Genomic DNA, 23,524 nt, shown 5'->3' with positions numbered 1-23,524 from the left:
ATATTATATAATAAAGAGGTCATTCACATTAGTGGATGGCCTCTTTGTTATGGATGCAAATATTAAAACTCATATTTTATTCTCATTAAACCATAACATATCTCTCTGATTAATTGACCGAAAAATCCATTAATGTTATACTAAAAGATAGTAAAAAAGTTCGGGAGGGACTATGCGTTTTATTCATACAGGAGATATTCATTTAGGAGCCATGCCGGAGAGCAGAAAAGAGTGGGCAAAAAACCGTGGAGATGAAATCTGGCAGACTTTTGAGAGATTAATAAAGAAAATTAAAGCACAGCCGGTGGATATGTTGATTATTGCCGGGGATTTGTTTCACAGACAGCCATTGCTTAGGGAGTTAAAAGAGGTGGACTATCTTTTTTCAACAATACCTGAAACTAAAGTAGTGCTGTGTGCCGGAAATCATGATGCCATTAAAAAGGGGTCATTTTACGATGGCTTTAAGTGGAGTGATAATGTTATTTTTCTAGGCAGTGAGAATGTTCAAAAAGTGGAAATCTCGGAACTTAACGCATGTGTCTATGGACTTAGCTACCATCAGACAGAAATAACAGATGGAATGTATGATCACATTATTGTGGACAGACCTGATATGATAAATATTCTGGTGGCTCATGGTGGTGATGAAAAGCATATTCCGATTAATAAAAAGAGAGTGGCAATGTCAGGATTTGACTACGTGGCAATGGGACATATTCACAAGCCGTTTATGGATGAAAAGTACAAAATGGCTTATTGTGGTTCCTTAGAGCCTATTGATGTGAATGATACAGGTGAGCGTGGCTATATATACGGAGAAGTGGACAAGAAAGGTCTGGAGTTTGAATTTGTGCCATTTTCTAAAAGACAGTATGTTGATTTGGACTTTACGGTAACGCCGAATGCTACAAATATGGAAATCAGACACAGACTTTCCGACATTTTTAATGAAAGAGGAAAGGATAACATGTACCGTGTAACATTTAACGGTTACAGGGATCCTGAATTTGAAATAAGCATAAAAGACGTAATGGATTGTGGCAATATAGTAACTGTTATTGATGAAACAATTCCGGATTTTGATTTTGAGGAAATGTATGCCGACAATAAGGATAATATTCTTGGAATGTTTATTGGTCAGTATTTAGATAAGGAACCATTAAATCCGTTGCAGCAGAAGGCACTTTATTATGGCACAAAAGCTTTATCACAGGCTATGGAGGGTAAGGTATGATTATAAAAGATATACAGTTGACGAATTTTGGTAAATTTAATCATAAATATATATCTCTTGAGCCGGGACTTAATATTATATATGGTGAAAATGAGGCAGGGAAAACCACTCTTCACACCTTTATAAGAGGTATGCTTTTTGGAATTGAAAAGCAAAGAGGAAAGGCAAGTGCTAAAGATACCTATTCTAAATACCAGCCATGGGACAATCCTTCTAATTATCAGGGAACCATGGGAATTGAAAGCGATGGAGTGAACTATCGTATAGAGCGCAATTTTAGTAAGGAAAATAAGAGCTTTAAGGTAATAAATGAGGATTTAGGTATTGAATTATCTCAGGAACAAATAGATGAACTGTTTGCGGGACTGGATGAAAGCTGTTATTACAATACCATTAGCATAAGCCAGCTAGGCAGCGTTACTGACAAGGAACTGGAGAATATACTGAAAAATTATGCAGCTAATCTTGGTTCCACAAAGTCTATGGAAATTAATATAAAAGAGGCTTTTGAGGAGTTAAATACCGAAAAAAGAAAGATTATTTCTGAAAATAAAATTGGAGAAGAGGATGAAATCCGCAGATATATAAGAGATGACGAGGATACATTGGAGTTGTCAGAAAGAGAACAGCACACAATTATTGCCTCTATTGAACAGAAAAAGGAGTCTGTGGCACGTCTTCAGGAAAAGAAAAAGGATTTGTCTGCAAGGGATGCCAAAAGGCTGGAGGAACTGGCAAGGCAAAATGAGAGAAAAGAGAATCTTTATCAGGAGGTTTTGTCATATACCACGGAGCTTGAAAAGTATAACTCTATGTTAGAGCAGATAAAATCCCATAAGCAGTCATTGGAAAATGAATTAAAAAGCAAGGGTATTGATAATTGGGAGACCATGGATATGCTTACAGATAAGGTTGTAAACAGAAGCAATATACCGATTGTGTTTATAATTCTTACCATGGCATTTATTGGGGCAGCAATTGGCTTTACCGTTGGCAATGTTGATTTGTTATATGTAGGGGAATATTGGATGAAGCCTGCGATTTGCTTAGGACTGGCAGGCGTGTGTCTGATTTTATCTGTTGTAAAGTTTTTTGTTAACAAAAAGAAACGCAATAAGAAAATTGAAAGCCTGAAAGAGCTTAAGCTGGTACTGGACAAGTTAGATGCGGCAAAGCATGAGGAAACTTATTGTATGCATCAGATTGACAGCAAAAAAGATGCCCTTGAGGCAACACAGGAGTTGATAAAGGCAGAAGAGGAAAAGGAAGTAAATTCAGAAGATTGTAGCGATGAGCTTAAGGAAATAGAGCAGCAGGAGAGGGAATTGAATGAGGCTATTTCCAAGGCTAACTGGATTTTGGAGCAGAAAAAAGAAAAAGATATTGAAGTTGAAGCAAGAATTAATGAATCAAATCACAGACTTGAAGTTATTAAAAAAGCAAAGTTTGAAATTGATGCCATTGAAGAGGCAAAGACAAATATTGAAAAAATAGCTACTGAAATTAGAAACAGCTTTGGAAAGAAGTTAAATGAAAAGGCGTCCTTTTATATGTCGGAGATTACCAATGGAAAATATGATAATCTTTCTATAGATGACAGATTAAACATTTCCATTAATGGTAAAAAATCACTAATTCCTGCATCTAAGCTTAGTAAAGGAACGGTGGAGCAGATATATATGGCGCTTCGTCTTGCAGCAGCTGACATTATTTTTGAGAAAGATAAGAAGCCGATTCTTTTAGATGATGCCTTTGTTATGTATGATAATAAACGTATGGGCAACACAATGAAGTTTATGGCTGAAAGCATGGAACAGGTTATTATTTTCTCCTGCCATACCAGAGAAAAAGTAATGGCGGATAAGTTGAAAATACATCACAATTTTATAAAATTATAAAATAAGAAATCAAACCTTCAGTGATACAAGTCGCTGGAGGTTTTTGTTATTGTGAAAATAAAATAAAAGGCACATAAAATGCATATATTGATATAAAATAAAGAAAATGAACAAAAATAACTTGACAACACAACGAAATATATGTAATATAATAAATGCAAGATGTAAACAAAATACTATGATGTGAGGATTAGAGTGGGATTTTTCGGCTCGCTATTGTATTTTTTTTATATCCGGTGTATACTATAAAGAGATTAAGAAAAACTAATAGTATACACCTCGAAATATTAAAAGAAAGCGAGGTGTTATATGAGAAAAAAGGATATAGCAACCAAAAAGTACATGTCAGATAACGTGAGATTTGCAGATGTGTTTAACTATGCCATATATGGGGGAAGGCAGATTATAAAACATGACATGTTAAAGGAAATCAGTGCAGAGGAACTGTTATTAATGGAAGGGGAGAATGGAAAGTTAATTACAAGGGACAGAGTAAGGGACTTGGAAAAGATGTGTGTCATAAAGAAAAGCGGAAATATCGTTTACATGCTTTTGGGAATTGAAAACGCATCCAATGTACATTATGCCCAGCCGGTAAGAAACGGCCTGTATGATTTCATGGGGTACGCCGACCAGGTGGAGAGAAAGTCGAAAGAAAACAGAAGAAAGAGAAAACTGAGAGGTAGCAGTGAATTTTTGTCAGGGCTTAAGAAAGAAGATAAGATAGCCGGAATAATAACCCTGACGGTATATTTTGGAGACAGACCATGGGACGGTCCAAGAAGTCTTCACGAAATGTTAAGTATTGATGATAAGGAAATATTAAAATTAATTCCGGATTACAGGATTAATCTCATAGATCCCCATGAGATTAACAACTCCGAAAAGTTTATGTCGGATTTTAGGTACATAATAGAATTTATGAAGGCATCAGGGGATAAGGAGAAGATGAATTACTTATTAAAAGAGAAGCATGGTGTATACTCAAACATGGAAAGGGATGCCATGGTGGTAATAAGGGAATGTGCAAACATTAACATAAAGATTGAAGAGAAGGAGGAAAAGCAGGATATGTGTAAGGCGATTGATGATATGATGAAGGATGCAAGAATGAGCGGAGAAGTAAGAGGAAGAGAAGCTGAACGTAAGGTGATGCAGGAGAAACTGGACGAAAAACAAAAACAGCTGAACGAAAAGCAAAGTCAGATAGAAAAAGAACGTAAAAGATATGAAAAAGAAATAGAGGAGTTAAAAAGACAGCTTGCCCAGAGGCAGCCGGCTTAAAAATAAGATATAAAGACAAAAAAAGATTGCTACCAAAATAGTAGCAATCTTTTTAAATAAACTTTAACTATCTGTTTCCATATTCATTAACACGTTTGTTGATACGCTCAACAGGATCTAATAAATCGCTAATTGAAGAATCGTGGTTTAATCTGTCAATAAATAGGGCTGTGTATTTTGCAACGTCTACACTGATGTACCATTCTTTTGACAAAAGTTCAGGAGTCTGGTAAATGCAGTTTGTAGTCATTACTCTGTAAATAAGACCATCTTCATAGGCTTTATCAAATTTTTCCAAACCGTTTGTAAAGAGACCAAAGGTTGATGCAACAAAAACTCTCTTTGCTTTACGTTTTTTTAACTGGCTTGCAACATCTAACATACTGTCACCGGATGAAATCATATCATCAATAATAAGAACATCCTTTCCTTCTACTGATTCGCCTAAATATTCATGAGCTACAATAGGATTTCTTCCATCTACAATAGTAGTATAATCACGACGCTTATAGAACATACCCATATTAATACCAAGTACGTTGGCGAAGTATACAACTCTTCCCATAGCACCTTCATCAGGGCTTATAACCATTAAATGATCTGAATCTAACTGCAAATCGTCAACATTTCTTAAAAGATTTTTAATGAACTGATATGTTGGCATAATTGACTCAAAACCGTGAATAGGAATAGCATTGTTAACTCGTGGGTCATGGGCATCGAAAGTAAGAATATTATCAACTCCCATATTAACAAGTTCCTGTAACATAACTGCACAATCCATAGATTCTCTGGAAGTACGTCTGTGCTGTCTGCTTTCATATAAGAAAGGCATAATAACAGTAATTTTTTTTGCCTTACCTGCAGCAGCGGCAATAACTCTCTTAATGTCTGCATAGTGGTCATCAGGAGACATATGGTTCTTTTGACCACAAACAGTATACTCAATGCTGTAATTAGTAACATCATCGATAATATAGAGGTCGCAACCACGAACTGTGTCTTTTAAGGTACATTTTGCTTCACCTGTACCAAATCTTGGTGTGCTTACATCTAACAGGTATGAATCCTTAACATAACCTTTAAATGTAATAGGTGATTCTTTTGCTTCGACTCTTTCACTTCTCCAATCAGAAATGTAAGCATCAACAGTTTCTCCTAATGCCTTACTTCCTGATAATGCTACGATGGCAAGTGGACCAACGGGAATAGATTCGATAAACTTTTCGATAGCCATTTGTAAAACTCTCCTTCATGTGTAAATGTGTTAAATAGTAAACTTTTTCTTTATTCTTATATCATCACCAAAAATCTTAAAAGAATTATAATTTCCAATAACCCTGGAAAAAATTCTCTCTTCATATTTATTCTGCAAATCTTCTATAGAAAAGTTTGTAGAAATAATAGTAGATTTCTGATGTATAAGTCGCTCATTAAGACAATCAAACAGTGCCGAGTCGGTAAAGGAATTGCTCATCTCAGTACCTAAATCGTCAATTATAAGTAAATCACATCCCTCTAATTCATTTATACTAATCTGTCTGTAAACGGAATTATTCTCTCTTCTGAAAGAATAATCTGCAAGCAGGTCAAAAAACTGAACTGCTGAAAGATAAATAACAGAATAAGATTTGTCTATTAATTCTTTGGCAATACAGTTAATTAAAAAGGTTTTGCCTGTACCCGCCCTGCCATAGAATAGCAGATTACATGGGTGTTTGTCAAAGTTATTTATAAAATAATGACATCTGTCTACAATAGTTTCCATATTTTCCAGGGAAGATATGCCGGAAACTTCATCAATTATGTCATCAGAATAGAAATCAAAATTGAAATTATCAAAATTTTCCACTGCTAAAATCTCATTTAATTCTGATCTTGAATATATAAGATTTATTATTTCAGACTTAAGGCATTCACAAGGTTTTCCGTGGACAAATCCGGTGTCCTTACAAATAGGACAGGTAAAAATTTCATCCAGATAGTCCCCGGGATATCTGTTCATAAGAAGTGCTGCACGCTTTTTCTCGCTTATAACCTGAATATCCTCTCTTAAAGAGTCCTTAGCAGAAGCATCACCGGACAATGCAAGCCTTGTGGCATTAACAGCCAGTGAAGCAATTTCCCTGTCATATTCGGCTATTTGAGGTACATTTTCATAAACCTCCTTAATACGCCTGTCCATTTCTATTTTATTTTCTAAACGTCTGTTATTATAGTTGTTACTTATAGTATCAAACTGTTCTCTTGTAAGACCCATAGGGGAAACTCTCCTTAAATCCTTTTATTAAATATTCTTCTTGGCAAATTTCTTGTTTTGGCTTTCTACAATCTTCTTTTCTAACTGACTGTAATCATATGTACGCTGTTCAAAAGTTTTTGCACGTTTAGCTTTCACTGCCTTCTTTGCCGGGGCTTTTGAAACAACACTAAATGACTTAGCTGTCTCTTCAGAATGAATCTTGTCCAGCTTTTCAATAGCTTCTAAGCAGTTAGCATCATTTTTGAACCAGTTTGTCAAAATACCATCTGCGTATCTGAAACTTGCACAGTGAGTATGCTCCATGGTACGGTTGCATGCCTCTAAAATAATGTCATCAGAAAAACCATACTTGTCTGTCCATTTTGAAATATATAAAACCTCATTTTTTACAGGAGCCTTATAAGTTAGTCCAAAAATCTTATAAATTCTTTTGTAAATATCCTTTTTTACTTTTGCATCTAACTTAGCTTCCTCGATAGTATAGATATCCTTTTGAACATAAGAAATAGCAGTCTTTTCAATATATGAAAAAGTCTTATGACCTTCTGAAATGCACTTTTCCATTATGTATATAATAAAATCAGAATCCAGCTTAAGTCCGTCTAACATATAAATAATGCTGTTAATGTCAGCAGGATTAAGTGTACATCCTAAATAAGTCTGTGCCAAAAATGTAAGCTGCTCAAACCTGTCATCATTTGAAAAAGAAGCAATTTCCTTTGGAGAATATTTCCTCTTAGCCGGAATGATAATCCCTGATGTTTCTGGAACAGGAATAGGAGTGCTGTCTCCTGAAACCGCTGCCAAAATTTCAGGTTTTACATCTGAAATATCAGATACTTCAATAGCACCAGATACATTCTCAGTGGAAATACCACTTACAAGATAACGGTTGCTTTTTAAGGCTTCAAATCTGATGCAGGCAATATTTCCGGACTTGTCCGTTGAAAGTGATAACAGACTTTGATCTGCCCAGTAATGGAGGGCACGATTTACGTCAGCCTCTAACATATTAAACCTGTCAGCAATATTTGAAAGTGTTAATTCATCTTCAGAAGCTTCGCTAGTATTTCTGTTCATAAGACGAAGCAAATGAAGGTAGATTTTTATAAATTCCCCATTGGCTTTTGGCATATATTCATCTAAAAAAACATTCGAAATAGAGGTGAAATCCGCAAAGTTACCTCTGTCTAAAATCAACTTAGCCATTTTTGTGCTCTCCTACAATAATTTTCTATATCAAGCTTTGTCTGCATCTCAAATACATTTTGAAGTATAGCATAAAATTTCTAAAAATCAACGTCACAAATTGGCTGAAATGCCCTATTTTAAAGGGATTGCGGGGTATGTTAATAATGTTAATAATGATAATAAAAAGGGGGCATAATTTGTCGAAAACTGTCACACCTCCCATTAACTCTGGAAAATCAAGGTTGCTAAAATTCAATCTTATGTAAACAAAAAATCCACAAAATTTTGTTAATAGTTATCAACAAAATTTTGTGGAATGTTAATAAGTTATTTTCCAAGAAGATGTTCCCCTATTTTTACTACGTCTCCGGCACCCATTGTTATTAACAAATCATTGTGTGCACAATTTTCTAATAAAAAATTTTCTATTTCACTAAAAGTTGGGAAATAGTAAGCGGTACCACCGTCTTTTTTTATCTCATCCATTACATCTTTTGAACTTATGCCAAGGGTATTTTTCTCCCTTGCAGCATAAATATCAGCCAGAACTACTGCATCAGCCTCCTTCAACGCATCAGCGAACTCAGGCAACAGAGCTTTTGTACGTGAATATGTGTGTGGCTGGAATACAACCCATAATTTATTGTGAGGGTAGTGTTTTGCAGTGCTAAGGGTGGCCCTAATCTCATCAGGATGATGGGCATAATCATCTATAATAGTAATATCTCCCAATTTACCCTTAAGCTGAAAACGTCTGTCCGTACCTTCATATGCCATAAGTCCTGTTTTAATATCTTCATTACTTATTCCCATAAAGTGGGCAGCGGCAATAGAAGCTAAGGAATTATAAATATTGTGCTTTCCTGTGACCTTTAATGTAATATGGTCTTTAATTTCACCGTTTACAACTAAGTCATAAGAGCCTCTTGCAAATTCATCAAAAGTAATATTTGCAGCACTGTACATACTTTTATTAGGGTCTGAACCTACTGTAATGACACTGCATTTGAGCCCTTCCGTAAAATATTCAATATTGTCAATGTCGCTGTTAATAATTAAAGCTCCATCATCAGGGACTAAACGGGCATATTCTCTAAAGCTATGTCTTATATCGTCTAAATCCTTAAAAAAGTCCAGATGGTCCGCTGCAACATTTAAAATAATGGCAACTGTTGGCTTAAAGGATAAGAAACTGTTAGTATATTCGCATGCTTCAGTAATAAGCTTATCAGAATGACCGATTCTTGTATTTCCCTTAATGGCAGGCATAATTCCACCTACTAATATGGTAGGGTCGGTATCTGCCTCGAGCATAATCTGGGAAAGCATGGAAGTAGTAGTGGTCTTTCCGTGAGTTCCTGAAACTCCAATGGCAGTATGGTAATTCTGCATAATCTGACCTAAAAATTCCGCCCTTGTAAGAAGGGGAATATTCATTGATTTTGCTGCAACTAATTCAGGATTATCCTGTTTAACGGCAGCTGTATAAATTAAAACTTCAACATCTGAAGAAACATTCTGCGATTTTTGTCCGTAGCAAATAGTTGCACCTAATGACTCTAGGTGCTTTGTTATTTCGGACTCCTTTGAATCTGAACCTGTAACGGTAAAACCTCTTGAAATCATGATTTCTGCTAATGCACTCATACTAATTCCACCGATTCCGGTAAAATGTAGTTTAGCAGGAGTATTAAAATCTAATTTGTACATATTCTTCTCCAATCTCATAATAAAATCTTATATGATTATACACTTGTTTTAGTACTTTTTAAAGATTTAACATAAAATTAATCAAAACTAAAAGGTAAATCTTCTATAATAAATACAAAAATCAGGAATAACTTTATTATAGCAATTTTAGACAAAATATAGTATAGAAAATTGTTAAAAATACAAAATAGATTAATGAAAAAATAAGAAATAGGAAAGAACAATAAAAAAATTGTACATTTTGCACAACTAAGAACGAAAAATGGCAAAAAAAAGAGAAAATATAAATAAAAAATAGGGGGAAAATGCTTTTATTATTAGCAATTTAATGCTATAATTTTATTACTTAATATAAGCAGCGAGGTGAGTTGACATGATAAAAAAAGAAATGATTGCAATGTTGTTAGCAGGTGGACAAGGTAGCCGTCTTGGTGTACTTACTGCAAAAGTTGCAAAACCGGCAGTTGCGTTTGGTGGAAAATATAAGATTATAGATTTCCCATTAAGCAACTGTATTAATTCGGGCGTTGATACGGTAGGTGTACTTACACAGTATCAGCCACTTAGGTTAAATGATCATATTGGTATTGGTATGCCATGGGATCTCGACCGCAATATCGGAGGTGTTACAGTTCTCCCGCCTTACGAAAAAAGTGAGAACACGGAATGGTACACAGGTACGGCTAATGCTATTTTCCAGAATATGAATTATATGGAAACATATAATCCTGATTATGTTTTAATTTTGTCAGGGGATCATATTTATAAAATGGACTATGAAGTTATGCTGGATTACCACAAGGCAAATAATGCGGATGTTACTATTGCAGCTATGCCGGTACCAATAGAAGAGGCAAGCAGATTTGGTGTGGTAGTTACAGATGAAAATCATAAGATTACTGAATTTCAGGAGAAACCGGAACATCCAAAGAGCAATCTTGCTTCAATGGGTATTTACATATTTAGCTGGCCGGTTTTAAGGGATGCACTTATTAAACTGAAGGATCAGCCTAACTGTGATTTCGGTATGCATGTTATTCCATATGTTCATGAGAACGGAAAAAGAATTTTTGCATATGAATATACAGGATACTGGAAAGATGTAGGAACTCTTAAATCCTACTGGCAGGCAAATATGGAACTTATTGATATAGTTCCGGAATTTAATCTTTATGAAGAATTCTGGAAGATATATACCAAGAGCGAGGCACTTCCACCACAGTATGTTTCAGCTGACTCTAAGATAGAGCGAAGCATTATCTGTAATGGATGTGAAGTAAGAGGTAATGTACATAATTCAGTTATAAGTGCAAATGTTGATATTGCTGAAGATGCAGAAGTTCATGATTCAATTATTATGCAGGGATGTAAGATTGGAAAGGGAACAAAGATTTATAACGCAATTGTAGCTGAAAACACCATTATCGGAGACAATTGTTCCATAGGTGTTGGAGAATATGCTGACAGCAAGTTAAGTCAGAAGATTTACAATTGCGAATTAGCAGTAATTGGTGAAAATTCCACAATTCCAAGTGGAGTTACTTTAGGTAAAAATGTAGCAGTATCAGGAAAGACAGAACTTTCAGATTACCCTGACGGAAAGCTTTCATCAGGTGACTATATAGTTAAGGCAGGTGAGATTTAATGAGAGCAGTTGGTATAATTTTAGCAGGTGGAAATAATAGCAGAATGAAGGAGCTTTCCAGGAAAAGGGCTGTAGGAGCAATGCCTATTGCGGGAAGCTACAGAGCAATTGATTTTGCACTTAGTAATATGTCAAACTCACATATTCAGAAGGTGGCAGTATTAACACAGTATAATGCGTGGTCATTAAATGAACATTTAAGTTCATCAAAGTGGTGGGACTTTGGTAGAAAACAGGGAGGTCTCTTTGTATTTACACCGTCCATTACATCTGACAACGGTTTCTGGTACAGAGGAACAGCTGATGCCATTGCACAGAATATAGCTTTCCTAAAGAAAAGCCATGAACCTTATGTAGTTATTGCATCGGCAGATGCGGTATACAAGATGGACTATAACAAAGTTCTTGAAAAACATGTGGAAACAGGTGCCGACTTAACCATCGTATGCAAGAATGCAGGAGACAAGGCAGATGTATCGGAATATGGCGTTGTTAGTACGGATATTAATGGAAGAGTGGTAGATTTCGAGGAAAAACCACTTAATAAAGTTGGTGGACTTATATCTACAGGAATATATGTTATAAGAAGAAGACTTCTTATACAGCTTATTGAAAATTGCATTGCGGAAGACAGATACGATTTCGTAAACGACATTATAATAAGAAATAAAAGTACAAAGAAGATATATGTGTACAAAATAGATACATATTGGAAGAATATATCAAGTGTCAAGAATTATTATGATACAAATATGGACTTCTTAAAGCCGGAAGTAAGGGATTTCTTCTTTAGACAATATCCGGATATATATTCAAAGGTGGAGGATTTGCCACCGGCAAAATATAACACCGGAGCAGATGTAAGTAACAGTTTGATTTCCAGTGGAAGTATCATTAATGGAAAGGTTGAAGGTTCTGTTGTATTTAAGCAGGCGTATGTTGGAAATAACTGCGTTATTAAAAATTCCATTATTCTTAATGATGTGTATATTGGGGATAACGCGGTTATTGAAAATTGCATTGTGGAAAGTCACAGTACCATTAATCCGGGAGAGCATCTTGGAGATGAAAATGAATTAAAGATTGTCAATGAAAGAAATTTCAGATATAGCTTGTAATAAGAAAGGGAGTAAAAATATGAACATAACAGACGTAAGAGTTAGAAAGATGACAAAAGAGGGCAAAATGAAAGCAGTTGTTTCAATTACAATTGACAACGAATTTGTTGTTCATGACATAAAGGTAGTTGAGGGAGACAAGGGACTTTTCATTGCAATGCCAAGTAGAAAGGCAGCAGATGGGGAGTACAGAGACATTGCCCATCCAATTAACTCAGATACCCGCAGCAATATTCAGAAAATAGTACTTGATGCTTATGAGAAAGCACTGTTAGAACCGGAAATTTCAGAGGAAGCATAAAAAGCAATTTTTTTAGAATAAGATCAAAAGGGAAGCATTATTTCATGGAAGTATCCGTGGAGTAATGCTTTTTCCCTGTAATAATATTTGTTACAAGAAATGTTAAGACAAATATTATGGTTACCTCAATTATACCTATATACCAGGTTGCAGCAGGAGAAAAGAAACTAAATATTGCATGTACATACAGTCTGATAGGGTAATGAATCAGAAACCAATACATAGTGTTATTTCCTGCTTTAACGTGGAAGGAATTAGATAAAGCTTTTGATATATACCCTCTTTCAAAAGCAAATATGTATATTAAAAGAACACATAGTAAAAAGTCTACTATATATTTTATGTGAATATCAATGGTTATACTATTTCTGAAAACAAACCATAAGATATTTAACAAAACAATAACAGTTTCAGAAAAAGTATTAAATGCATTTAAATTTCTTTTTGATAACTTTACCATATCACAGAGAAGTATTCCTGAAATAAGGTAAAAAATCCGAAGATAAGGAGAAGTGTATGATAGTGAGTCAAAAAAGGTTCTGCTTTCAATAGCCTCAAATATATAATAAAAAATAATTATTAAGGCAAGATTAATTCCCCAAAAAAGAGACACGGCTTTTAAGCTGTTTTTTATTTTTTCATTTAGTTTTAGTAAAAGAGGGCAACATATATATAATAAAAACAAAGTTGATAAAAACCAGCCAACAGAATTAATTCCGGTACTTAATTGGAGAATACCTGTTGAAGATTGAACTAAAAATATGTCCAGAATAAGTTTAAATATAGTTTTGCAAAATGCAACAATAATAGTATTTCCATCTGAAATACTTAAATATAGGCAATATGGTAAACATACAAATAAAAGAATAAAATAAACAGGATATATTTTTTTTACGCGTTTGATGCCATATGAAATGGAGTTACGTAGTGTTATCTGTGGTAAATGCTCGTTACATTTATATGAATATGCGAGACCAAAGCCTGATAATATAAAGAAAAAATTAACAGCAACATAAGCGTTATGAAAAAAACGTGAATAAACATAGCCATTGTGTAGCAAAGACAAAAATTCCATATGAGATAACATAATGATAATCATCATATAAAAACGAAGTCCGGTAAATGAATTAATTCTTTTTTTTGAAACACTACTATTCATGTAAAAATCCCCTTTATAAATATTACTTTGTTAAGAATAAGTTATTAAAAAGAATAAGTTAATAAAAGGGATGTAAGAACATGGTAAATTCGTTGATTAATGATAATTTATGGTTTATAATCAGCAGATACAGGGGGATAATATAAATCAGATTAGTTAGGAGATTAATATGTACGCAATAATAGGTTTGGGAAATCCCGATAAAAAATATGACAAAACAAGACACAATGTAGGATTTGACGTTATTGATGAGTTAGCACGGCAAATGGCAGTGGAGGTAAAGACAAAACGGCATAAAGCTTTGTGTGGTATAGGTCAGATTGGTGCAGAAAAGGTTGTTTTAGTAAAACCCCAGACATATATGAATCTAAGTGGAGAATCTGTTAGGGCTGTAATTGATTTCTACAAATTAAACCCGGAAAGTGATATAATAGTAATATCTGATGATATTAGCCTGCCTACCGGTAAAATCAGAATAAGGGCAAAGGGAAGTGCAGGAGGTCATAACGGACTAAAAAGCATTATTGCCCATGCAGGTACAGATAAGTTTAAGAGAATTAAAGTGGGAGTAGGGGCTAACGAAGGAGATTTGGTTAAGCACGTTCTTGGAAAATTCTCTAAACAGGATAGAGTGGTCGTAGATGAGGCTATAAGAAATGCAGCGTCTGCAGCAGAAGTGATGGTAATATGTGGCGTGGAGGAAGCCATGAATAAATTTAACTAGGAGCAGAGAATGAATAGTTTTTACTATCCTCTTTTAAAATTAAATGAATATGAGCAGGTCAGGGACTGTCTGTCACAGAAAAAAACATGTCAGGTTACAGGATGCAGTGACTCCCAGCTTGCACATTTTATAACAGGATTAAGCGATGGCTACAGGCAGAAAGTCATCGTTACTTTTAGTGCATTAAAAGCAAAGGAAATATACGACGATATAAAGGGATTTACAGACGACGCGGTAATGTATCCTTCTAAGGATTTCATATTTTTCAGTGCTGATGTTCACGGAAATCTTATTTTACAGCAACGTTTGGAATTTATTGAAAAAATAGTAGAAGATAAGCCTTTTACCGTAATTGTAACAGCAGATGCCTTTATGGACAAAATTCAGCCTCTTGATAAAATAAAAGACAATTATCTGGAAATATCAGAGGGTAGCGTAATAGAGCAGGATGCCCTTAAAAAGAAACTGGTTAAAATGGGTTATGAGGCTGTGGAACAGGTGGATAGTCCGGGGCAGTTTGCTATAAGGGGAAGCATAATTGATATTTATACCTTAACAGATGAGGTGCCTTACAGAATAGATTTTTGGGATGACGAGGTTGACATAATAAAGAGTTTTGAAATAGAAAACCAGCGTTCAATAGAGAATCTTGAAAGTATAAAGATATATCCTGCCACAGAATATTTCTTTACAGAGGAAGAGATAAAGGCAGGACTTGATAAAATTAAGTTAGAATTAAACAAAACAGTAGAGAAGTTTAGAAAGAAGTTTAAAACAGAGGAAGCCCATAGACTTAAAACTACAGTGGAAGAGTTTATAACAAATATGGAAATAAATCCTTTTGGAGTATCTATAGATAGTTATGTAAACTATTTTTCTGACAGCCTTACAAGTCTTTTGGAATATTTTGATAACCCTATATTTTTTATTGATGAACCAAAGCGTGTGTTAGAGCAGTTAAATGCAGTTAACGGGGAGTTTAAGGACAGCATGACTAACAGGCTGGAGAAGGGCTACGTTCTCCCGGGGCAGACAGATGTACTTTGGAACAAAGAGAGAATAACAGATAAAATAAATTCATATACAAAGGTGGTATTTACTGCCATTGCACAAAAGGTTTCAGTATTTGATACAGAAGATTTTGTGGAAGTAGATGCAAGAAACATAAGTCCTTATAATAACAAATTTGAGATGCTTGTAGAGGATCTTAAAAGATACAAAAAGCAGAAATATAGCGTCTTGCTGGTAACCACATCCGTTACAAGGGGACAGCGTTTGGCAGAGGATTTGAGGGATTTTGGAATTAGTGCATTTTATGAAAAGGATGACACAAGAGAGGTAAATCCCGGAGAAGTAATGATTATATCCGGAAGGCTTAGAAAGGGATTTACATATCCCATGGTGAAATTTGTTGCCATTTCCGATACGGATATCTTCGGAGAACGGAAGAAAAAGCGCAGAAAGAAACATGGATATTCAGGAAGTAATATATCCAGCTTTTCTGATTTAAATATAGGGGATTACGTGGTACACGAAAACCATGGACTGGGAATATACCGGGGAATTGAAAAGGTGGAAGTAGACCATGTGGTAAAGGATTATATAAAGATAGAGTATGCAGGTGGAAGTAATTTATATATATTGGCGACTCAGCTTGATATGATTCAAAAATATGCCGACAGCGAGGCAAAGAAGCCAAAGCTTAACCGTCTTGGCGGTCAGGAATGGAACAAAACAAAGTCAAAGGTTAAGAAGGCTGTTGCAGAAATTGCCAAGGAACTGGTGGAACTTTATGCTATAAGACAAAATGGTCAGGGATATGTATTTTCGCCGGATACAGAGTGGCAAAAGGAATTTGAGGAAATGTTTCCTTTTGAGGAAACGGATGATCAGTTAAATGCCATAAATGAAGTTAAAAAAGACATGGAAAGCACCAAAATCATGGACCGTCTTATATGCGGTGACGTTGGCTTTGGAAAAACGGAAATTGCCATTAGAGCGGCATTTAAGGCAATACAGGATAACAAGCAGGTGGCGTATTTAGTGCCAACAACAGTGCTGGCACAGCAGCATTATAAAACATTTAAACAAAGATTTAAGGATTTCCCGGTAAGGGTGGAAATGCTTTCAAGATTTAGAACAAAATCAAACATAGACCAGAATATAAGAGATTTAAAAAAGGGATATGTGGATATAGTAATAGGAACTCACAGACTTTTATCTAAGGATGTTAAATTTAAGGATTTGGGTCTTTTGATTATTGACGAGGAGCAGAGATTTGGCGTAAAGCATAAGGAACAGATAAAGGAACTGAAAAATAACGTTGATGTTATTACATTAACGGCAACGCCAATTCCAAGAACCCTTCATATGAGCCTTATTGGCATAAGAGATATGTGTGTTATGGAGGAACCTCCTCAGGACAGAATGCCTATTCAGACCTTTGTAATGGAATATAATGAGGAGATTGCAAGGGACGCAATTAACCGTGAACTGGCAAGAGGAGGACAGGTTTATTTTGTTCACAACCGGGTTCAGGATATTGCAGATATGGCGGCAAGTGTTCAAAATATGGTGCCGGATGCCAATGTGGCATTTGCCCACGGACAAATGAGTGAGCGGCAGCTAGAAGAAATTATGTATGACTTTGTTAATGGAGACATTGATGTACTTGTAAGTACCACAATTATTGAAACGGGTCTGGATATTCCAAATGCCAACACCATTATTATTCACGATGCGGAGCGTATGGGATTGTCACAGCTTTATCAGTTAAGAGGCCGTGTGGGACGTTCAAACCGTATGGCATATGCATTTTTAATGTATAGCAGAAATAAAATGCTTACGGAAGTGGCTGAAAAACGTCTTGGTGCCATAAGAGACTTTACAGAGTTAGGTTCCGGGGTGAAAATTGCCATGAGAGATTTGGAAATCAGAGGAACAGGAAATCTTCTAGGTGCCCAGCAAAGCGGACATTTAGAGGCAGTGGGATATGATTTGTACTGTAAAATGCTAAATCAGGCTATTGAGGTATTAAAGGGTGAAACACCGGAAGAAGACTTTGAAACTAAGATTGATTTAATGTGTGATGCTTTTGTTCCTGCATCTTATATTAAGAATGAAACTCTTAAAATGGATATATATAAGAGAATTGCAGGAATTGAAACTGACGAAGAGTACGAGGATATGCAGGACGAACTTATTGACAGGTTTGGGGATATACCGTCTCAGGTTGAAAATCTGTTACAGGTTGTTTTGCTTAAGGCAGCGGCTCATAAGGTTTACATTACGGAAATCAGTGGAACTAAAGACAAAATGAAAATAATGATGTGGAATCAGGCCAAAATAGATGTTGAGAGAATACCGATTCTTGTAAGGGAGTACAAAGGCAGACTTAAGTTTGTTACCGGTGATACACCGTACTTTGTTTATTCACCAAAGCCTGATGATGACAATGTAATTGGAAGGGCAGGAAAACTGGTAGAATCCATGTCCACACTTGTTTAGCAGTAAAGTCGCCATAAAGGTGCAGAATGGAGATTATATGAAAAAATTAGCAGTTGTTTTAATGTTAGCAGTGGTATTTACCATGACGCTGACAGGTTGCAGTAAGGACAAAGGCAATCAGGAAACTACCGCAGGTCAGGTTGATTTGTCGTCAAACAGTGAAGTTGCCATAAATGCAGGTGGTATTGGAGTTTTAACAGACGAAGTAAGATACTATGCTTACACGGCCCAGGCAACATATGAGGCTTACTATATTTCGGAAAACAAAAATATAGACTGGAAAAGCGACATGAAGAAAGGCGTTTCCTGGCAGGAGGGAGTAAAGAGCATTGTACTGGATGATATTTGCCGCAGGGAATATTTTTGTTCTCTGGCAAAAAAATACGATGTCCAGCTTTCTGACAGTGACGAGGACAATGTAAAAGCAGCTGTTAATGATTTTTTTGAAGAATCTGATAGTGGTCTTGTTAAAAAAATTGATATTAAAAGACAGCGGCTTATAGAGGTTTTTGAAAAACAGAAAATTCAACAGAGAGTTGAAAGTAACGTTAATTCCTCTGACGACAATGCTGCCGATAATATGTATAAAAAGTGGAAAAAAGCAAATACTGTTACGGCAGGAGCAAGTTGGGATGAAATTAATTTTAATGAACATATATTTACATTGGAGGATGCAAAGTGAGAAGTCGATTGACTTGCGTAATCAGTGCAACCATGGCAGTTTTGCTTATTGTTTGCACTGTAAATTATGCATTTAATACAGGTAAGGAAAAAAAGAAAAATGGGAATCCGGTAATGGAGGCAGCTCAAAAGGAAGTTGTGGTTCAGGATTTTATACATGATAATTATGTAATTACAGAAAAAAATCCATGGACGGATTATAGCCTTCATCCGGTTAATTATAAGGAAACCAAAAGCAGTTCCTTTAGTGAAAATATTAGTGCACAGTCAGCAATATTGGTTGACATAAAATCAAATAATGTTCTTTATGCTAAAAACGAAAATACGCATATGTACCCGGCAAGTACCACAAAGTTAATGACGGCACTTACGGTTTTGCAAATTATGAACGTTAATGATGTAGTTACAATAGGGGATGAAATAACCTTTATTGCTTCTGATTCCAGCAAGGCAGGTTTTTCCAGAGGACAGGTGGTAACAGTAAAGGAACTGTTGCAGGGACTTTTAATTTCATCAGGAAATGATGCTGCATATGTTTTGGCAAAGGCGGCAGGTCAGGAAATTTTTGAGGATAATATTGCCAATGAAGGAAAGACCTTTACTTCCCAGCAGTGCGTACAGCGTTTTGTATTGGAAATGAACAGAAATGTAAGGGACATGGAATTGGAAAATACCCATTTCACATCTCCTGACGGATACGACGATGATGATCAATATACCACAGCAACGGATTTATCTAAGATAGCAATTGAGGCATACAGTAATTCAGTTATTGCAGATATATGTGGTAAAAGTTCCGCATATTCAGATACACTTAGTAAAACATGGACTTCTACTAATGCACTGTTAAATAAAAATGGAAGTTTCTATTACGAATATTGTCAGGGATTGAAAACAGGAAGTACCGGATTGGCAGGAAAATGTCTTGTGTCAGTTGGGAAAAAGGGTGATAAGGAATGTGTCAGCGTGGTACTTAACGACAATACAGACGAGCAGCGGTGGAATGATGCGAAAAAAATGTTGAAATATGGATTGGAGTAAATAAGATGTTTTAATAAATAGGGGCTGTCGCACTGAATGAGCGACAGCCCCATAATTACGTAATATCATTTAGCATCTGCAACATAAATTCATAAGACATAACGCAGTACATGGATCAGAACAACAAAACATGTTATCCGGGTTACTGCCATATGAGTATTGTCTTTGATTGTACCACTGACCACCACTTTCCAAAGTCTGAACCAGACGCTGATATGTGGCATTATTTGGTTCCATTTGAAGGGCTGTCTTTGCCATGTCAAGGGCAATAACATTATTTCCTACACCATTATTGGCAATGGCACTGAGAAAATACCAACGGGCATTTCGGTCATTTATGTTATTAAGTACGTTTAATGCCTCGTTAAATCTGCCATTGTTTATATAATTAGAAGCGGCAGAATAATATGAATCATCCTGACTGTATCCGGTATTTCTTCCATAGGAACCGCCGAAATCATCAAAGCCACCAAAACCACCAAAGCCTCCAAAAGGATTGCCATTATACTGACCGTAAGGGTTACCGTTATATCCACCACCGGAGTAGCTGCCGGAACCACCGGAATATCCGTTTTTACGCTCATTCATAATTTGGTCGTATGCCTGACCTACAAGCTTAAACATTTCTTCAGCTTTATCCTTGTTGGGATTGTTAATATTAGCATCCGGGTGATATTTTCTGCTTAACTTTCTATATGCTGTTTTAACTTCATCATCTGTGGCACTTGGGTCTATGCCAAGAACCTTATATGGATCGTTCATTTTGTATCTCTCAATCTGTTAAATTTAAAACTTTTTCACAATGAAACTTACGTTATATAAAGGATAACCATGTAAACGAATTATTTATTTTCAGTGCCTGTACCGGTTCTCTCTTTATAGATGGTGCTAAATCTGTTCCATACCCCGGCATAGAGAATATTGCGAAGTATTTCCGCATTTTCAAGAATAGGCAGGGTCTCAAATTCTTTGGAACATTCAGCCATCATCATAGTAAGCATCTGCTTTATTCTATCATCAAAACCGGGATTTTGGCAAATTTCCTTAAAAGGATTGTAGGAATTTTTCTTAATGTCCTTTTCTAAATCGTCATAGGCATCCAAAATATAAATAAATTTTCCAAGGAAAAATCCCATACGTGACAGCGTATCGCTCCAACGGTCTTTATGTGGAACAAACAAAATTGCCATAATTTTACCGAAAATCCCTGCCATAACATCAATGCCTGTCTCATTATTTTTTTCGCGGGTACCGAGCTCGTTAAGCAATGAAGCTATAGCCTGGGATTTTTCCAGGTAATCATTTTTTCCTAATTTAATTAGTTTGGCAAATAAAAGCTTAATAACATTCCGGTCATCCTTCCAGTCATCCATAGACTTGTAATAGGACAAGATAATGTTCATATCTGCCACATAATCTGTATATTTAGAAGATATCATGCGGCGCTTTTTTGTGGGATGTGCAATGCATCTGTGCATTTCATCGAAGATTTCCGGTTCATAAAGTGCCGTTAAAAGCATACTTAAAAAAGTCATGTCATAGGTTAGGGTAAGCTGTCCCATAAAACCATAGCGCTTCTTTAATGACCGGCACAGTCCACAATAATAACCTTTGTAAATGTCAAATTCTTTAATTTTTAATTCCGGTTTATTTACAACAACATATCCAAACATATTAACTTCTTCTTATAAATTTATTGTTACATTTAGGACAGCGGATTTCGATTTTGCCGTGTCCCTTGGGAATACGGATTTTCTGACCGCAGCCGGGACACTTGAAAAATTTATAATATTTTCTCTGCTCCCTGGCTTCTTTACTGAAATTTTTATTAAATTTAATTTTAGAAATTATTCTTAAATACTTTTCGTTTTCAGCTGCACGCTTATATATGTTTCTTGAAAACATTCTAAAGTAAAGAAGAACAATAGAAGCAAATATAAAAAGGCTTAATACAGAATTTACTGCACCTTTTGTGAAAAAGGAAAGAATGCAAAGAACAAATGTTACACCAAGTATAAATCTTGATAACTGGTCAATGCCGTATCTGCCATACATAAAATTGGAAAATTTATTTCTAAAGTTCATAACAAAACTCCTTTCAGAACAAATAACAATTCATAATATACAAATTACCAATTCTAAAAGGCAAAATCAATAATCATGGGGCATATTTAACACATAAGTCACAAAAGTTTACAAATATTCCATATTTACAATTAGTAGATAATAAGATAAAATAAAAACGATATTGGGTCGAAAAATGTAGCAAATATAACTTGATATTGGGGCAAACTTGGGAGGGTACATATATGCATATAAAAAAAAGCAGCTGGATAAAGCATTTTGACTTTATTCTGGCCGATTTGATATGCTTAAACATAACATTTAATCTTGCATATTGGTTAAGACACGGAATTGCAAATGTATACGAAATAAAAGATTATCGAATGATAATGATTATGATAATGGTTTTGCATTTTTGTATAACATATTTTTCAAATTGGTACTCAGGAATTTTGAAACGTGGATATTTCGGAGAATTTCAAAAGGTATTTATATATAATTTGGAAATGATAGCAGTGGTTTTCAGCTATTTGTTTGTTATGCAGTTAAGTATACAGTATTCGAGATTGACATTTATAAGCTATTTTTGTATTAATACCATAGTTATGTATATGGTGCATATAATTTTGAAAAAAATTATTAATGATAATGAGGGACTGTCTAAGTATAACAGGGTAAAAATTTTGGTGTTAGTCAATGAGGAAATGGCTGTGGATTCGGTTAATCTTATAAAAGACGGTCATGATAAAACCTATGATGTTGTGGGAATAGCCATTGTGGAGCCGGAATCAAAGTGTAGTGAAATTATGGGAATACCGGTAGTGGCGTATGGTAAAGACGTATATGAATATGTTTGTCATAACGTAATAGATGATGTACTTATATGTATGGACCCGGGCAGACAGGATGAAATCGAGCGGGTCACAAATAAGTTTTTGGAAATGGGAGTAACAGTGCATGTTAAGATGAATATGTTTACACAGGGACTTCCTAATGTATATTTTGGCAGAATTAATGCAGTTAATGTTTTAACAACAAGTATGAAGACGGTGCAGCCTTATGAGATTTTCTTAAAGAGGGCGCTGGATATATGTGCCGGCATTGTGGGCTGTCTCATAACGGCGATATTGTTTATTTTTATCGCACCGGCAATTAAAATTGCTGACCCTAAAGGTCCTGTATTTTTTGGACAGGAAAGGGTTGGAAAGAACGGCAGAAAGTTTAAAATATACAAATTCCGTTCAATGTATTCAGATGCTGAAGAACGTAAGAAGGAACTTATGGATAAAAATAAAATGAGTGGTCTTATGTTTAAAATAGATGCAGACCCTAGAATTATAGGAAGCGGACCGGACGGAAAGAGAAAAGGTTTAGGTCATTTCTTGAGAGCTTCGTCTTTAGATGAGTTTCCAAATTTCTGGAGTATCCTTAAAGGCGACATGAGTTTAGTAGGAACCAGACCGCCAACAATGGATGAGTACGAGAAGTATGAGCTACATCATAAAAGCAGACTGGCTGCTAAGCCGGGGCTTACAGGAATTTGGCAGGTGAGTGGCAGAAGCGATTTTACGGATTTTGAAGAAGTTGTTAAGTTAGACAACGAATATATAAAAAATTGGACTATCGGACTTGACATAAAGATTATTTTAAAAACAGTCGTGGTAGTAATTGCAAGGAGAGGTTCAGTATAAAATATTAAAT

19 protein-coding genes are annotated in these 23,524 nt (G+C 35.4%); 11 read left to right on the top strand and 8 right to left on the bottom strand.

The features are described 5' to 3' along the window. Positions 1-172: 172 nt before the first annotated feature. From H8S00_RS13015 to H8S00_RS13005, 3 genes are all read left to right on the top strand, one after another. A complete protein-coding gene (locus tag H8S00_RS13015) occupies positions 173-1,237 on the top strand; it encodes a metallophosphoesterase family protein (protein ID WP_186840697.1) in 1,065 nt (354 codons plus the stop codon). Beyond that, positions 1,234-3,135: an ATP-binding protein gene (locus tag H8S00_RS13010; protein WP_021952378.1), complete on the top strand. Its 1,902-nt coding sequence runs from the start codon at positions 1,234-1,236 to the stop codon at positions 3,133-3,135. Before H8S00_RS13015 ends, H8S00_RS13010 begins: the two co-directional genes overlap by 4 nt. A gap of 309 nt (positions 3,136-3,444) precedes the next feature. Continuing rightward, the gene (locus H8S00_RS13005) at positions 3,445-4,419 is read left to right on the top strand and encodes an Rpn family recombination-promoting nuclease/putative transposase (protein ID WP_186840696.1); all 975 of its coding nucleotides are present in this window, start codon (positions 3,445-3,447) and stop codon (positions 4,417-4,419) included. A 67-nt stretch (positions 4,420-4,486) separates the two neighbouring features. Here H8S00_RS13005 and H8S00_RS13000 read toward each other — a convergent pair whose 3' ends face one another. The 4 genes from H8S00_RS13000 to murC all read right to left on the bottom strand — a co-directional run bounded on the left by H8S00_RS13000 (position 4,487) and on the right by murC (position 9,583). Continuing rightward, on the bottom strand, positions 4,487-5,656 hold the full coding sequence (locus H8S00_RS13000; protein ID WP_186840695.1) for a ribose-phosphate pyrophosphokinase: 1,170 nt from the start codon (positions 5,654-5,656) through the stop codon (positions 4,487-4,489). 30 nt (positions 5,657-5,686) lie between these two features. Then, positions 5,687-6,679: an ATP-binding protein gene (locus tag H8S00_RS12995; protein ID WP_021952376.1), complete on the bottom strand. Its 993-nt coding sequence runs from the start codon at positions 6,677-6,679 to the stop codon at positions 5,687-5,689. Between the two features lie 27 nt (positions 6,680-6,706). Beyond that, complete coding sequence (locus H8S00_RS12990; RefSeq protein ID WP_186840694.1) at positions 6,707-7,891, bottom strand: DnaD domain-containing protein; 1,185 nt, start codon at positions 7,889-7,891, stop codon at positions 6,707-6,709. A 309-nt stretch (positions 7,892-8,200) separates the two neighbouring features. Beyond that, positions 8,201-9,583: a UDP-N-acetylmuramate--L-alanine ligase gene (murC, locus tag H8S00_RS12985; RefSeq protein WP_186840693.1), complete on the bottom strand. Its 1,383-nt coding sequence runs from the start codon at positions 9,581-9,583 to the stop codon at positions 8,201-8,203. A 373-nt stretch (positions 9,584-9,956) separates the two neighbouring features. On the opposite strand from murC, the gene H8S00_RS12980 reads away from it, so the two are divergent. The 3 genes from H8S00_RS12980 to spoVG are packed head-to-tail and all read left to right on the top strand — an operon-like array spanning position 9,957 to position 12,647. Continuing rightward, entirely contained in the window at positions 9,957-11,228 is a 1,272-nt protein-coding gene (locus tag H8S00_RS12980; RefSeq protein ID WP_118589602.1) for a glucose-1-phosphate adenylyltransferase, read from the top strand. Then, positions 11,228-12,346 carry a glucose-1-phosphate adenylyltransferase subunit GlgD gene (gene glgD, locus H8S00_RS12975; protein WP_021952372.1) on the top strand — a complete coding sequence of 373 codons (1,119 nt, stop codon included), beginning with the start codon at positions 11,228-11,230 and terminating at the stop codon, positions 12,344-12,346. The genes H8S00_RS12980 and glgD overlap by 1 nt, the downstream gene beginning before the upstream one ends. Before the next feature lie 19 nt (positions 12,347-12,365). Beyond that, positions 12,366-12,647, top strand: coding sequence for a septation regulator SpoVG (spoVG, locus tag H8S00_RS12970; RefSeq protein ID WP_021952371.1), 282 nt, complete (start codon positions 12,366-12,368; stop codon positions 12,645-12,647). 37 nt (positions 12,648-12,684) lie between these two features. Here spoVG and H8S00_RS12965 read toward each other — a convergent pair whose 3' ends face one another. Further along, the gene (locus H8S00_RS12965; protein ID WP_186840692.1) at positions 12,685-13,806 is read right to left on the bottom strand and encodes an acyltransferase family protein; all 1,122 of its coding nucleotides are present in this window, start codon (positions 13,804-13,806) and stop codon (positions 12,685-12,687) included. 169 nt (positions 13,807-13,975) lie between these two features. Between H8S00_RS12965 and pth the strand changes: the two genes are divergently transcribed. The 4 genes from pth to H8S00_RS12945 are packed head-to-tail and all read left to right on the top strand — an operon-like array spanning position 13,976 to position 19,759. Further along, on the top strand, positions 13,976-14,530 hold the full coding sequence (gene pth, locus H8S00_RS12960; RefSeq protein WP_021952367.1) for an aminoacyl-tRNA hydrolase: 555 nt from the start codon (positions 13,976-13,978) through the stop codon (positions 14,528-14,530). 9 nt (positions 14,531-14,539) lie between these two features. Then, entirely contained in the window at positions 14,540-18,037 is a 3,498-nt protein-coding gene (mfd, locus tag H8S00_RS12955; protein WP_186840691.1) for a transcription-repair coupling factor, read from the top strand. 37 nt (positions 18,038-18,074) lie between these two features. Continuing rightward, complete coding sequence (locus tag H8S00_RS12950; protein ID WP_186840690.1) at positions 18,075-18,719, top strand: hypothetical protein; 645 nt, start codon at positions 18,075-18,077, stop codon at positions 18,717-18,719. Further along, on the top strand, positions 18,716-19,759 hold the full coding sequence (locus tag H8S00_RS12945; RefSeq protein WP_186840689.1) for a D-alanyl-D-alanine carboxypeptidase family protein: 1,044 nt from the start codon (positions 18,716-18,718) through the stop codon (positions 19,757-19,759). The genes H8S00_RS12950 and H8S00_RS12945 overlap by 4 nt, the downstream gene beginning before the upstream one ends. A gap of 69 nt (positions 19,760-19,828) precedes the next feature. Here the strand turns inward: H8S00_RS12945 and H8S00_RS12940 are convergent, their stop codons facing one another. The 3 genes from H8S00_RS12940 to H8S00_RS12930 all read right to left on the bottom strand — a co-directional run bounded on the left by H8S00_RS12940 (position 19,829) and on the right by H8S00_RS12930 (position 21,844). Next, positions 19,829-20,521, bottom strand: coding sequence for a J domain-containing protein (locus H8S00_RS12940; RefSeq protein ID WP_186840688.1), 693 nt, complete (start codon positions 20,519-20,521; stop codon positions 19,829-19,831). An 80-nt stretch (positions 20,522-20,601) separates the two neighbouring features. Beyond that, positions 20,602-21,432 carry a DUF5685 family protein gene (locus H8S00_RS12935; protein WP_118589595.1) on the bottom strand — a complete coding sequence of 277 codons (831 nt, stop codon included), beginning with the start codon at positions 21,430-21,432 and terminating at the stop codon, positions 20,602-20,604. Position 21,433: 1 nt separating this feature from the next. Beyond that, positions 21,434-21,844, bottom strand: a complete 411-nt coding sequence (locus H8S00_RS12930) for a hypothetical protein (protein ID WP_021952361.1) — start codon at positions 21,842-21,844, stop codon at positions 21,434-21,436. A 224-nt stretch (positions 21,845-22,068) separates the two neighbouring features. On the opposite strand from H8S00_RS12930, the gene H8S00_RS12925 reads away from it, so the two are divergent. Further along, on the top strand, positions 22,069-23,514 hold the full coding sequence (locus H8S00_RS12925; RefSeq protein ID WP_021952360.1) for a sugar transferase: 1,446 nt from the start codon (positions 22,069-22,071) through the stop codon (positions 23,512-23,514). Positions 23,515-23,524: the final 10 nt, after the last annotated feature.

It is taken from the genome of Eubacterium segne (assembly GCF_014287775.1).
Classification (GTDB): domain Bacteria; phylum Bacillota; class Clostridia; order Lachnospirales; family Lachnospiraceae; genus Eubacterium_G; species Eubacterium_G segne.
This window is presented reverse-complemented; position numbering and strand designations above follow the sequence as displayed.